The organism is Streptomyces sp. NPDC005496, assembly GCF_042872045.1.
Taxonomy (GTDB): domain Bacteria; phylum Actinomycetota; class Actinomycetes; order Streptomycetales; family Streptomycetaceae; genus Streptomyces.
Genome location: NZ_JBIAJQ010000009.1, coordinates 106,638 through 119,739 on the forward strand (window position 1 = coordinate 106,638; position 13,102 = coordinate 119,739).

Annotated in this window: 12 protein-coding genes; 9 read left to right on the forward strand and 3 right to left on the reverse strand. The window is 72.9% G+C overall.

The window, feature by feature from the left end:
* Nucleotides 1-68: 68 nt before the first annotated feature.
* The 6 genes from ACFYQQ_RS26825 to ACFYQQ_RS26850 all read left to right on the forward strand — a co-directional run bounded on the left by ACFYQQ_RS26825 (nt 69) and on the right by ACFYQQ_RS26850 (nt 6,005).
* Nucleotides 69-842, forward strand: coding sequence for an IclR family transcriptional regulator (locus ACFYQQ_RS26825; protein WP_355790681.1), 774 nt, complete (start codon nt 69-71; stop codon nt 840-842).
* Nucleotide 843: 1 nt separating this feature from the next.
* On the forward strand, nt 844-1,314 hold the full coding sequence (locus ACFYQQ_RS26830) for a GNAT family N-acetyltransferase (protein ID WP_355790683.1): 471 nt from the start codon (nt 844-846) through the stop codon (nt 1,312-1,314).
* A gap of 207 nt (nt 1,315-1,521) precedes the next feature.
* On the forward strand, nt 1,522-2,544 hold the full coding sequence (locus tag ACFYQQ_RS26835; RefSeq protein WP_388905361.1) for a hypothetical protein: 1,023 nt from the start codon (nt 1,522-1,524) through the stop codon (nt 2,542-2,544).
* Nucleotides 2,541-3,812 carry a sensor histidine kinase gene (locus ACFYQQ_RS26840; RefSeq protein WP_388905363.1) on the forward strand — a complete coding sequence of 424 codons (1,272 nt, stop codon included), beginning with the start codon at nt 2,541-2,543 and terminating at the stop codon, nt 3,810-3,812. Before ACFYQQ_RS26835 ends, ACFYQQ_RS26840 begins: the two co-directional genes overlap by 4 nt.
* Complete coding sequence (locus ACFYQQ_RS26845; RefSeq protein ID WP_356173478.1) at nt 3,809-4,471, forward strand: response regulator transcription factor; 663 nt, start codon at nt 3,809-3,811, stop codon at nt 4,469-4,471. The genes ACFYQQ_RS26840 and ACFYQQ_RS26845 overlap by 4 nt, the downstream gene beginning before the upstream one ends.
* A gap of 82 nt (nt 4,472-4,553) precedes the next feature.
* Complete coding sequence (locus ACFYQQ_RS26850; RefSeq protein ID WP_355792363.1) at nt 4,554-6,005, forward strand: penicillin-binding protein 2; 1,452 nt, start codon at nt 4,554-4,556, stop codon at nt 6,003-6,005.
* Nucleotides 6,006-6,084: 79 nt separating this feature from the next.
* On the opposite strand, the gene ACFYQQ_RS26855 is transcribed toward ACFYQQ_RS26850, so the two are convergent.
* Nucleotides 6,085-7,536, reverse strand: a complete 1,452-nt coding sequence (locus ACFYQQ_RS26855) for an NCS2 family permease (RefSeq protein WP_355792360.1) — start codon at nt 7,534-7,536, stop codon at nt 6,085-6,087.
* A 258-nt stretch (nt 7,537-7,794) separates the two neighbouring features.
* Between ACFYQQ_RS26855 and ACFYQQ_RS26860 the strand changes: the two genes are divergently transcribed.
* The 3 genes from ACFYQQ_RS26860 (at nt 7,795) to ACFYQQ_RS26870 (ending at nt 10,206) form a co-directional block, all read left to right on the forward strand.
* Entirely contained in the window at nt 7,795-8,361 is a 567-nt protein-coding gene (locus ACFYQQ_RS26860; RefSeq protein WP_356239143.1) for a SigE family RNA polymerase sigma factor, read from the forward strand.
* Nucleotides 8,358-9,230 carry a hypothetical protein gene (locus ACFYQQ_RS26865; RefSeq protein ID WP_356239140.1) on the forward strand — a complete coding sequence of 291 codons (873 nt, stop codon included), beginning with the start codon at nt 8,358-8,360 and terminating at the stop codon, nt 9,228-9,230. The genes ACFYQQ_RS26860 and ACFYQQ_RS26865 overlap by 4 nt, the downstream gene beginning before the upstream one ends.
* 145 nt (nt 9,231-9,375) lie before the next feature.
* Nucleotides 9,376-10,206, forward strand: coding sequence for a pectate lyase (locus ACFYQQ_RS26870; protein WP_355795021.1), 831 nt, complete (start codon nt 9,376-9,378; stop codon nt 10,204-10,206).
* 179 nt (nt 10,207-10,385) lie between these two features.
* On the opposite strand, the gene ACFYQQ_RS26875 is transcribed toward ACFYQQ_RS26870, so the two are convergent.
* Nucleotides 10,386-11,507 (reverse strand): pectinesterase family protein, encoded by a 1,122-nt coding sequence (locus tag ACFYQQ_RS26875; RefSeq protein ID WP_355792429.1) that lies wholly within the window; start codon nt 11,505-11,507, stop codon nt 10,386-10,388.
* Between the two features lie 260 nt (nt 11,508-11,767).
* Nucleotides 11,768-13,099: a polysaccharide lyase family 1 protein gene (locus ACFYQQ_RS26880; protein WP_355792427.1), complete on the reverse strand. Its 1,332-nt coding sequence runs from the start codon at nt 13,097-13,099 to the stop codon at nt 11,768-11,770.
* Nucleotides 13,100-13,102: the final 3 nt, after the last annotated feature.

Consider the following 13,102-nt stretch of genomic DNA (forward strand, 5'->3'; position numbering starts at 1 on the left):
GAACGCTGTCTCTGATGGTGAATATGCTGTTGGAGACTATTTCTCGTCCAACGAAGGGGTCAAGGGCGATGTCGGCAGTCGAGACAGGCGGCGGGGCGCAGGTCAAGTCCGCGGTGCGGACCGTGGAATTGCTCGAGTACTTCGCCGGCCGGCCCGGAATGCACTCCCTGGCCTCCGTGCAGGAAGCCGTCGGCTACCCCAAGTCCAGCCTCTACATGCTGCTGCGCACGCTGGTCGAGCTCGGCTGGGTGGAGACGGACGCGACCGGCACGCGGTACGGCATCGGCGTCCGCGCGCTGCTCGTCGGCACCTCCTACATCGACGGCGACGAGGTCGTGGCCGCCGCCCGGCCCACCCTGGACCGCCTGTCGGACGACACGACGGAGACCATCCACCTCGCCCGCCTCGACGGCACGAACGTGGTCTACCTCGCCACCCGCCAGTCGCAGCACTACCTGCGCCCCTTCACCCGGGTGGGACGGCGGCTGCCCGCGCACTCCACCTCCCTGGGCAAGGCGCTGCTCGCCACCCACACCGACGAGCAGGTCCGCAAGATGCTCCCCGAGACGCTGCCCGCGCTGACCGAGCACACGATCACCGACCGGGAGAAGCTCATCGAGGAGCTGCACCAGGTGCGGGAGCAGGGCTTCGCGGTGGACCGCGAGGAGAACACGCTGGGGCTGCGCTGCTTCGGCGTGGCGATCCCGTACCGGACGCCCGCCCGCGACGCCATCAGCTGCTCGGTGCCGGTGGCGCGCCTCACGCCCGCCCACGAGCAGATGGTCAAGGACGCCTTGTTCGACGCGCGCGACCGGCTCACCCTCGCGACGAGGAGGCTCTGACGTGGAGGTGGCCCTGCGCCCCGTGCACGACAGCGACCTGCCGGTCTTCTTCCGGCTGTCGAACGACCCCGAGTCGAACCGGATGGCCGCGTTCACGGCCCGGGACCCGGCCGACCGGGAGCTGTTCGACGCCCACTGGCGCCGCGTGCGGTCCTCCTCCGCCGTGGTGCGCACGGTCCTGGTGGACGGTGACGTGGTCGGCAGCGCCGCGGTGTACGGCGAGCCGGGCGAGCTGGAGGTGACGTACTGGATCGACCGCGCGTACTGGGGCCGCGGTATCGCGACGGCGGCCCTGCGTGCGCTGCTCGCCGCCGTCCCCGAGCGCCCGCTGCGCGCCCGGGCCGCCGCGGACAACGCGGCCTCCGTCCGGGTTCTGGAGAAGTGCGGCTTCCGGGAGACGGAGCGCACCCGCGGCTACGCCGAGGCCCGCGCCGAGGAGATCGACGAGGTCGTCCTCGCACTGCGGGACTGAACGCCGCGGGGCTGAAGAACGCCGTGGGACCGAACCCCACGGGATTGAACCCCGCAGGACTGACCCCTGCGGGACCGATACCCCGCTGGACCGAACCCCGGGAGACCGAACCCCGGGCGGGGACCGGACGCCTCTCCCCCGTGCGGCGGAGGCGGATCGTCGCCGCGCAGGACGTGGAGCAGCGTCCCGCCACGCCACGGTGGGGGCATGACGCAGCCCTCCCTCTCCGCGACGGTCCCCGCCGGCACACCCTCCCCGGGCGGGCGTCCCGCGCGGGCGCGCCGGGTCCTGCGGGTCGTCGCCGTCGTCTCCTGCCTGCCGTACCTGTCCCTCAAGTCGGCCTGGATCGCGGGCAGTCACCTCGGCATCCCCGCGGGCAGCCCGCTGCTGGAGCACCGCGCCCAACTGGTCGTGGCGAACGGCCTGACGGTCGCGATGGACGGCGCCGTCATCGTGCTCGTACTGCTGCTGACCCGGCCCTGGGGGCTGCGCGTGCCCGCGTGGCTGCTCGCCCTGCCGATGTGGACGGCGACCGGACTGCTCGCACCCGTGATGACCGGGTATCCGCTTCAACTCCTCGTCGGGGCGCTCGGCGGGTCCGTGAACCGGGCGGCGGACACCGGACGCGAGCCGTTCCTCGACGAGTGGGTCTTCGCGGTGGTCTACACGGGGTTCATCGTGCAAGGGCTCACGCTGGGCACCCTGTTCGTCCTGTACGCGCGGGACCGCTGGGGACAGCTGTGGCGGGGCCGCCTGCGGGAACTGCCCGCGAGCGGCGTGGGGCCGGCGCAGCGGGCCACCGCCGTCGCCGCCGCCGTCCTCGCGCTCGTCCCGGCCGGCGCGCACCTGCTGTGGGCCTGCGGTGGCACGGCGGGGCTGAGCGCCGGTCGCGCCGCGCACCGGACCGCCGACTTCCACGTGCTGGAGGCGCTGGACGCCGTCTTCCTGCTGTCCGCCGTCGCGGGCGCCGTCCTGCTCGCCTTCCGGCGGGGACCCGCGCTGCCGGCGCGGGTGCCGCTGGCGCTCGCCTGGGTCGGTTCCGGGGCCACCGCCTGCTGGGGCGGCTGGCTCTCGCTGGCGGGCCTGGGCGGCTCCGACGACCTCGCCGGACGCCCCACGGGGCTGATGAACCTCACCTACGCTGGGCAGATGATTGTCGGCCTGCTCGTGATCACCGTCGCCGCGCGTTTCCTGGCGGAGCGGTCCACCCGGGCGAAGCGGCCGGCGTGAGCGCGTTCGCCCGGTTCCTGTTCGGACGGCGGGCGCGGCTGCGGTGGATCCACCTGATCCTCGGCGGCGCCCTCGCGATGCCGTACGTCCTCGTGGGCGAGGTCGTCGTCGGACCGCTGGCGGACTCGCGGTACGTCTTCGGCTCCCTCCCCCTTCAACTCGCCTCCTTCGCGGTCGGGTTGCCGCTCGCCGCGGTGACCGCCCTGTTCCCGCTCACCCGGCCGCTGTCGGTGGCCGCGGTGCGGGCGCTGTGCGGTGTCGAGGGCGACCGGCTCGCCGACGGCCCCGCGCGGACCCCGGCGGCCCGGCGCCGCACCGCGGGCTGGTTCACGCTGCATCTCGGCCTCGGCGGGATCGTCGCCGGGATGTCCCTCGCCGTACCGCCGTTCGCGGCCGTGCTGATCGCGCTGCCCGCCGTGTCCTTTCTGCGGGACTCCCGGCTCGGGCTCCCCGAAGTCCTGGACCACTCCTGGGCGTTGGCGCTTTCGCCGGTCGCCGGGGCCGCGTCGCTGATCGCGCTCGCGGCCTGTGCGGCCGGGGCGGGAGGGCTGCTCGCCCGCCGGGCGCCCGTACTGCTCGGGCCGGCTCCCGAGGACCGGCTCGCGGCGGCCGAACGGCGGGCCGCGGACCTCGCGGTGCGCAACCGGCTCGCCCGCGAGCTGCACGACTCCGTCGGCCACGCGCTCAGCGCCGTCACCCTCCAGGCGAGCGCGGCCCGGCGGGTCCTGGACACCGACCCCGGATTCGTCCGCGAGGCCCTCGCCGCGATCGAGGACACCACCCGCCGCACGGTCGGTGAACTGGACGCCGTACTCGGGGTGTTGCGGGAGGGCGACACCGGACAGGACACCGGCGTCCAGGGCCGCGCCATCGCTCCGGCCCCCACCCTCGCCGACCTCGACGGCCTGCTGCGCCGCACCCGTGCCGGTGGACTCACCGTCACGGCGGAGGTCGAGGTGGACCCCGGGACGCTGCCGCCGCTGGTCTCCCGGGAGACGTACCGCATCGTGCAGGAGGCGCTGAGCAACGCGCTGCGGCACGCCGGGCCGCGGGCCCCCGTGCTCCTGCGGATCACGCGCGGCGAGAAGACGCTGGAGATCACCGCCGAGAACCCGGTCACCGGGGCCCCCGCTCCCCGTCCCGGCGGAGGCCACGGCCTGAGCGGCGTCGCGGACCGGGCGCGGCTGCTGGGCGGCACGACCGAGGCCGGCCCCGTGGACGGGGTGTGGCGCCTGCTCGTACGACTGCCCGTGGAGGGAGCCGCATGACCGGCCCGACGATCCGGATCGTCCTCGCGGACGACGAGCGCATGGTGCGCACCGCGCTGCGCGTGATCCTCTCCGCGGAACCGGACCTGGAGGTCGTCGGGGAGGCGGCGACCGGCGCGGAGGCGGTGTCCGTGGTGCGCGAACTGCGGCCGGACGTCGTCCTGATGGACGTCCGCATGCCGGAGACCGACGGCATCCGCGCCACCGGGCAGATCCTCGCGACGCTCCCCGACCCGCCCCGCGTCGTGGTGGTGACCACCTTCGAGAACGACTCCTACGTGTACGAGGCGCTGCGCGCCGGCGCCTCGGGGTTCCTGCTCAAGCGCGCCGACGCGGACGCGCTCGTCCAGGCCGTGCGGCTGGTCGCGCGCAGCGACAGCCTGCTGTTCCCCTCGGCGGTGCGGGCGCTGGCCGCCGAGCACGCCCGCGCCCACCCCGAGCCGCCCGCGTGGGTGGCGCGGCTCACCGACCGCGAGCGGGACGTGCTGCGGCTGATGGCGACGGGCCTCACCAACGCCGAGATCGCCGCCCGGATCGGCGTGGGGCCCGCGACGGTGAAGTCCCATGTGGCCGCCGTCCTGGCGAAGACGGGCACCCGGGACCGCACCCAGGCGGTGATCGCCGCGTACGAGGCGCGCTTCGTACGGGACTCCGCCTGAGCGCCCCGTTTCATGAAAGGCGGATGAGAAATGCGGACGGAAGGGAACGATTCGAGCCCGTTCATTCGTCTTCCAGGGCGCAATGAACAAGACGATCAGGCATGCCGCCGTCTTCACGCTGCTGCTCGTGCTCGCCCTGCTGGTCCGGGCGACCTGGGTGCAGTTCTACGACGGGACGGCACTCGCGGACGACAAGCACAACCGGCGGAACGCGATCGAGCAGTACGCGCACCCGCTCGGGGACATCATCGTGGCCGGCGACGCGATCACCGGCTCGGCGCGGACGAAGGGCGGTGACCTGGAGTACAAGCGCACGTACAAGAACGGCAGTCTGTACGCGGCGGTGACGGGCTACAGCTCGCAGGTGTACGGGGCGACGCAGCTGGAGGGCGTCTACCGCAGCCTGCTCGACGGCACGGACAACCAGCTGAAGAACCCGCTGGACACCCTGACGAACAAGCGCGCCGACCCCGGTGACGTCGTCACGACGATCGACCCGGCCGTGCAGAAGGCCGCCTACCGTGCGCTCGGCGACAAGAAGGGCGCCGCGGTCGCGATCGACCCGAAGACCGGGCGCATCCTGGCCGCCGTCTCCACCCCCTCGTACGACCCCGGCCTGCTCAGCACCGGCGACTCCGCCGCCTGGAAGCGGCTGACCAAGTCCTCGGACAAGCCGATGACGAACCGCGCGCTGCGCCAGCCGCTGCCGCCCGGTTCGACGTTCAAACTGGTCGTCGCGGCGGCCGCCCTGGAGGACGGGCTGTACCGGGACGTGGACGCGCGGACGGACAGCCCGAACCCGTACACGCTGCCGGGCACGACCCGGGTCCTGGCGAACGAGAACGCCTCCGCGCCCTGCGAGGACGCGTCGATCCGGGTCGCCCTCCAGTACTCCTGCAACAACGTCTTCGCGAAGATGGCCGTGAGCCTCGGCCAGGACAAGGTCCGCGCGATGGCGGAGAAGTTCGGCTTCAACGACCGGACGCAGGACGTGCCGGTGCGCGCCTACCCGAGCGTGTACCCCTCGGGCATGGACCCGGCGCAGACGGCGCTGACGGGCATCGGCCAGTTCGACGTGACGGCGACGCCGCTGCAGATGGCCATGGTCTCGGCGGCCATCGCGAACGGCGGCGAGCTGGTCTCGCCGCACATGGTGGCGCGGACCAGCGACGCCGACGGCGACGTGCTGAAGGACTACGACGACAGCACCGGCACCGAGCGGATCGTCAGCGCGTCCACGGCCGAGCAGCTGCGGTCCGCGATGCGGACGGTCGTGGAGGAGGGCACGGGCACGAACGCGCGGATCGCCGGTGCCACGGTGGGCGGCAAGACCGGTACGGCGCAGCACGGCGAGAACAACAGCAAGACGCCGTACGCGTGGTTCACGTCGTACGCGACGTCGGACTCCACGGGCAAGGAGGTCGCCGTGGCGGTCCTGGTCGAGCAGTCCGACGCGGCCCGCTCGGAGGTCAGCGGCAACGGCCTGGCCGCCCCGGTCGCGAAGGCCGCGATGGAGGCCGCGCTGCGGGACTGAGCCCGCGTTCGACGCGGTGCGCACGAGTCTGCGGGCCGCCCTCACATCCGGAGGGCGGCCCGCGGCGTGCCGGCGGCTACTACTTCACGCCGAGGATCTGCTCGACCGGGTCGATGGCGAAGTACACCAGGAACAGGGCCGACGCGCCCCACAGCAGCCAGTGGACCTCCTTCGCCCTGCCGAGGACCGTCTTGATGAGGACGTAGGAGACGAAGCCCGCGCCGATGCCGTTGGTGATCGAGTACGTGAAGGGCATCACGGCGATGGTGAGGAACGCCGGGATGGCGATCTCGTAGCGGTCCCAGTCGATGTGCTTGACCTGGGTCATCATCAGGAAGCCGACGGCGACGAGCGCGGGGGCGGCGGCCTGCAGCGGGACGATGGTCAGAACCGGGGTCAGGAACAGCGCGAGGGCGAACAGGCCGCCCGTGACCAGGTTCGAGAAGCCGGTGCGCGAACCCTCGCCGACGCCCGCCGCCGACTCGATGTACGAGGTGGACGAGGACGCCGAGGCCGCGCCTCCGGCGACCGCCGCCACCCCGTCGATCAGCAGCACCCGGCCCAGCTGCGGCACCTTGCCGTCCTCGTCCAGCAGGCCCGCCTCCGCGCTGATGCCGACGACCGTGCCCATGGTGTCGAAGAAGTCGGACAGGACCAGCGTGAAGACGAGCAGCACCACGGTGATCGCGCTCGCCTCGCCGAAGGCGCCGAACAGGCTGAAGTCGCCGAGCAGCCCGAAGTCGGGTGAGGCCACCACGTCGTCGGGGACCTTCGGTGTGGTCAGTCCCCAACTCTTCACGTCGGCGACGGAGTTGATGACGATCGCGACGACCGTCATGGTGACGATGCTGATGAGGATGGCGCCCTTGACCTTGCGGGCGAGCAGTCCGATGGTCAGCAGCACGCCGAGGCAGAAGACGAGGACCGGCCAGCCGGCGAGCGCTCCGGTGCCGCCGAGCTGCACCGGGACGGTGGTGTTCGCGGCGTCGGGGATGCGGCTGACGAACCCGGCGTCGACGAAGCCGATGAAGGCGATGAACAGGCCGATGCCCACACTGATCGCCTGCTTCAGGGGCTGCGGGATGGCGTGCATGACGGCCTCCCGCAGACCGGTCACCACCAGCACGCAGATGAGCAGGCCTTCGAGGACGATCAGGCCCATCGCGTCGTCCCAGCTCATCAGCGGGGCGATCTGGAAGGCGACGACGGCGTTGAGGCCGAGGCCCGCGGCGAGGGCGAGCGGGAGGTTGCCGCCGATGCCCATCACGATCGTCATGACGGCGGCCACCAGGGCCGTGGCGGTGGTGAGTTGGACGGCGTCGAGCTGGTGGCCGAACTTGTCCTTCGCGCTGCCCAGGATGATCGGGTTCAGGACGAGGATGTAGGCCATGGTGAAGAACGTGGCGAAGCCGCCGCGTATCTCTCTGCCGAAGGTGGAACCGCGGGCGGAGATCTTGAAGTACCGGTCGACGCCGTTCACGGCGGGCGTCGGGGACGCCGGGCGCTCGGCCACCTTCTGCGTATCGGACATGGTGCTGCTCCTCGTTGCCTGCGTGGCGGGTGTGCGGATGCTGGCTGGATTGTTCCCGTGATGCGCCCCGTTCAGGTTTTCCCCGTGTTACGGAATCGGGTTCGGCCCGCCATACGCCGTTCGAAGACCCGTACGTACGCTGGTACGCTCACGCATCTCGCCCTGGCGGCCCGCGAGTCGGCGCCCGGGTCGAACCGGGGGCCGTATACGCGCCCCCAGCACCGGTCGCCGAGAAGACGCAGCGAGGAGAGGTCGCCCGTGGGCACGGTCGTCGACGACGCCGCCTCCGTGGAGTTCCACGCCTTCTTCGAACGGCACTACGCCGAACTGGCGCGTCTGGCCCACCTGTTGACGGGCGAGGCGGACGCGGCCGACGACCTCGCGGCGGACGCGCTGCTCGCCCTGTGGCACCGCTGGGACCGGGTACGCGCCGCGGACCATCCTGTGGCGTACGCGCGGGGCGTGGTCGCCAACCTGGCCCGCACCCGCGTACGCAGCGCGGTGCGCGAGCGCCGCCGGATCACCCTGTTCTGGTCGCAGCGCGAGGACAGGGTCGAGAACCCCGACGTGCCGGGGGTGGTGGACGTCCAGGAGGCGCTGCGCCGGCTGCCGTTCCGCAAGCGCGCGTGCGTGGTGCTGCGGCACGCCTTCGACCTCTCGGAGAAGGACACGGCGCTCGCGCTCGGTGTCTCGGTCGGTACGGTGAAGAGCCAGACGTCCAAGGGGATGGCCGAACTGCAGCGGCTCCTCGGGACGCAGGAGGCCCCGCGGCGCGTGCACGCAGCGGTGCTGCGCGCGGGCGGAGCCGGAGGAACGGACCGATGAGGAAGGCGCCGGACGTGCACGACGAGCTGCGCGGCAGGCTGCGGGAGGCGGTCGGGTCGCACGAGCCGGACCGGGCACGCATGCTGGCCCGCGTCGAGCGCGGGATGGCGGGCTCCGACGAGGGCCCCGCGCGCACGGCGGGCCCCAGGGCTCTGGGCTGGGTCCGGGTCGTCGGCGCCACGGCCGCGGTCGCCGGTGTCCTCGCGGTGGGCGGCTACGCGGTCGCGTCGGCCCTGCGGGACGAGGGCCCCGCGCAGCGGACCGTCGCCGTCTCCCCCTCCCCCGACGCCTCCCCGGGCGCGACGAGCCGGGCACCGCGGCCGGCGGACTCGCCGGAAGGTTCGGGCGCGCCGGAGCGGTCCGGGAAACCGGCCGCGTCCCCGTCGCCCACGCCGACGGCCCGGGACGGCGCCGCGGCGTCCGCTCCCGCGACGCCGCGGTCACCCGCGGCGGGTGTCGAGGACGGCCCGCTGTGGTCCGACGGATCGGTCGACCCGCACAGCAACGACTTCTGGGCGCAGAGCGAGGTGACCCTCAAGACGGGGAGGCGGCTCACGGCGCTCACCGTGGAGTTGCGGATCGCGCTCACCGGCGGGGTGTCGTCGGCCGGTGCCTGGCGGTCGCTGCCGGAGGACGACTTCACGCTGACTGTGGACGAACGTGACGGGTTCCTCGTCTACACGTGGGTCCTCAAGGCGGGCCGCGGCGTCCCGGCCGGCGAGTGGGTGTTCGCCGGCCAGTACGACCATGCGCGCGGCGGCCGGGACGCGAAGGACGACCGCTACACGGCGACCGCCGAGGCGGCGGACCTGCGGCTGCGCGTGGCCGGCGACTTCGCGCGCCGGGGCACGGACGACGGTGGCTCCTAGCGGCGTCCGGCCGCGGCCCGTGGAGGAACGGATCGCGGTCCGTGGAGACGCGGTGTGAGAAAAGTGCGCGTGGGCGGCAACCCTTTCCGGGCGGGCGGCGACCAGGAGACGTAAAGATCTCCCCCACCCCCAAGGAACACGGTTCATGACTGCACGAGTCGAACAGCGCGTACGCCACCGCCGCACGGTCACCCGGCGGCGCGCCGTCATCGGCGGCGCGGCCGCTCTCGGCCTCACCGGCGCGGCGATCGTCACCACCTCGATGCTGGGCACGGCCGGCGCCGCGACGTCCTGGCCGGACGCCAAGGGCAGCAAGGCCGTGACGAAGACGATCGAGGTCTCGGGCACCTACGACGGCAAGCTGCGCGAGTTCCACGGCAGCGGCGCCCTCGGCGACGGCGGGCAGTCCGAGGGCCAGGACCCCGTCTTCGAGCTGGCGGACGGCGCGGTCCTCAAGAACGTCGTCATCGGCACCCCGGGTGCCGACGGCGTGCACTGCAAGGGCAGTTGCACCCTGCGGAACGTGTGGTGGCTGGACGTCGGCGAGGACGCGGCGAGCTTCAAGGGCACCTCGTCGTCGGCCACCTACACCGTGACCGGGGGCGGCGCCAGGTCCGCCTCGGACAAGGTGTTCCAGTTCAACGGTGCCGGCAAGCTGACCGTGACCGGCTTCCAGGTCGAGAACTTCGGCAAGCTGGTCCGCTCGTGCGGCAACTGCTCCAAGCAGTACAAGCGCACGATCGTCGTGGACGACGTCGACGTGACCACGCCGGGCAAGACGCTGGTCGGCGTCAACGCCAACTACGGGGACACCGCGACGCTCAGCAGGGTGCGCGTCCACGGCGACGGCGGCAAGAAGATCAAGCCGTGCGTCCGCTTCCAGGGCAACAACACCGGCAAGGAGCCCACGCAGCTCGGCAGCGGCCCCGACGGCACCACCTGCAAGTACAAGGCGTCGGACGTCAGTTACGACTGACCGCCCCGCCGTCTCCGAGTCCCGCCGGCCGAACCCCCTCGGCCGGCGGAGCAACACCCCTGCCGGTGAGGGCCGGTGGGACGACGCCCACGCCGGTGACGACCGGCGGGGGCGTCCGTGCGTACGGGGCACGGCCGTTCGCGCCGGCCCTGGTGCAGGAGAGCGTAAGCCTGTGTCTGTCAGCACTGCCTCCACGGTGTCCAGTCGCCGAGGTACGCCTCGCGGGTCGCCGACGCGGCCTCGGTCCGAGTGAGCTGGGGCCGGTTCTCCGGGACCGGAACGGCGGCGCCCGGGCCCGTGTTGCGGTACTCGGCGAAGCGCTGGTCCTGCCACGGGTGGGCGGCGGACATGTCGGTGTAGGGCGCGCGGGCGTCGGTCCCGGCGTCCAGGCGGGTGTCGCGGACGGTCAGCATGGGGCGGGCGGTGGGGTCCGAGCCGGGCACCCAGGGCCGGGCCAGCTTGTAGTACGCGTCCGGCGCCCCGCTGGTGATCCGGCTGTGCGTGACGAGGTAGCCGCGCGGGTTGGCGGCGGCGGTGGACGGGGCGAAGACGAAGCCGTAGGGGGCGCCGGCGAGGTCGGTGCGGTCCAGGGTGTGGAAGCGGCAGTGGTCGAACACCGCGGTCGCCCGGCCGAAGACGAAGTCCACGTCGCCCTCGGCGTAGCAGTGGGCGTAGTACTGGCGGGCGAAGGTGCCGAGCGCCGCCGAGTCGGCGTACAGCGTGTCCTGGTGGCCGAGGAACCGGCAGTGGTGGAAGGCGGAGCGGTCGCCCTGGACCTTGAGGGCGACGGCCTGGGTGCCGGTGGTCTCCGGGTGGTCGGCGCGCAGCCAGTCGTTGGCGAAGGTGATCCAGCGGGCGGTGAAGCCGTCGGCCTGCACGGTGGTGGTGGCGGATCCGGTCGTGCCGTAGGTGCCGCCGCCGGGCTTCGGGGTGCCGTTGGCGTTGTCGTAGACGACCACGACGTCACGGGGGTTCTCGGAGGCGCCGATCCAGGTCATGTCCGTACGCGCGGTGCCGACGGCGACCGTCTCGCGGTAGACGCCGGGGGCGATGACGAGGGTGGTGCCGGCGCCGGTGGTGGCGCTGACCGCGGCCTGGACGCCGGTGAAGTCACCGGCGCCGGACGCGTCCACGTACACGGTCCGCTCCGTGAGGCGGGCGGCGGGCGAGCCGTACCGTCCGAAGGGTGACCGCGGGGCCGCGTGCGCGGGGCCGGACAGTCCGAGCGCGAGGGCGGCTCCGGTGCCGGCGACGAGGAAGGTCCTGCGTCCGGGGGCGGGCCGGGGATGACGCGAGGGCATGGTGATGCTCCTTCGCCGCGGCCCGGGTCTTCGCCAGGTCGCGGAGGCGGTGGTGGGGAGGGGGCGGAGCGGCAGGCCCCGGTCCGGACCCCGAGAGGTTCCGGGTGCGGGGCCGGAGCCAGGTTCCGGGTGCGGGTGCGGGTGCGCAGCCAGGTTCCGGGTGCGGGTGCGGGTGCGGGTGTGGGGCCGGAGGGCCGGAGCGGCGGGCCCCGGGTGCGGGGCGCGTGCGGAGCCGCTCCGGCCCGGCCGGTCGGCGCGGGTCAGCAGATCTTTCCGGCGCCCGCGCGGTGGTCGACGATGCCGGGCACCGCCTTCGGGGAGTCGACCCGCGTGCGCAGGGTCGGCGTCCAGCCCGCCCCCGACTGGAGCGTCTCCGCCGGGATCTCCGCGTTGTGCACGGCGATCAGGTCGACGGGTGCGCCGTTGACGTGGTTGCCCGTGGCGGTGACCGGGGCCTCCTTCCACTTCTTGAGGATCTTCGCGGCGCTGACGCCGGCCGGCAGCGTGAACGCGTTCTTCTCGGCGACGAGCCGGGACTCCATGCCGATGCCGAAGCTGTAGGCGTACGACGTGTCGGCGACGTAGTGGTTGTTGTACGCGTCGACCTGCCCGAAGCGGACGCGCGGGGCGCGCTCGACGACGCCGGAGAACAGGTTGTGGTGCAGCGTCACCTTGAGGTGGCCGCGGTCGACGGCGGCGGTGGCCGCGCTGTCGCTGTTGCCGATCATGAGGGTCTTGTCGTGCTCGGTGAAGACGTTCCAGGAGGCCGTCACGAAGTCGGCGCCCTTCACGATGTCGAGCTCGCCGTCGTGCTGCTGGTAGACCATGCCGAAGTACCTGGGCAGCGAACTGTCGGGATGGGCGCCGTCGGTGAACGTGTTGTGGTCCAGCCAGACGTGCGTGGAGCCGTACACGACCGCGCTGTCGTACTCGGAGTTCCAGTTGCCGGTGGCGCCGTCGGTGGGGTCCCACTGCGGGAAGCAGTCGAGGGGGCTCTCGACGGTGAGGTTGCGGACGATCACGTTGTCCACGCCGGTGATCTGCAGGCTCGCGCCCTTCAGCCCCGCGTTCCTCCCGACGCCGATGACGGTCGTGTTGGCCGGGATGCTCACCTTGACGGCCTCGGCCTGGCGGGCGGCGGAGATCCGGCGCAGTCCCTCGGGGCTGTCGGCGGGCTCGCCCTCCAGGTCCGTGTCCAGGCCCCAGTTCTCCGGGGAGTACTTCTCCAGGTAGGCGCCGAAGTCGTAGCCGTCGGCCGCGAAGGAGGAGCAGCCCGCGGCGTTGGCGTCGATCGTGCCCCTGATCTTGATGATCTTCGGTGCGGTGCCGCCCTCCCGGAGCGCGGTCCTGAACTGCTCCCAGGTGGTGACGGTCCTGACGTGCGCGGCGTCGGCCGCCGAGCCCCCGGTGGTGCCGGTGCCCGCGGAGCCCCAGCCGTCACCGGCGGCCAGCCTCTCGCGGCCCGGGTCGCGGCCCTGGGCCTGGGCGGTGGTGGTGCCCGTGACGGCCAGCACCAGGGCGGTGCAGCCGGCCAGGGACACGGCGGCCCGCAGGCCTCCCATGACACGTGCATGACGCTTGGATCTGCTCATCGT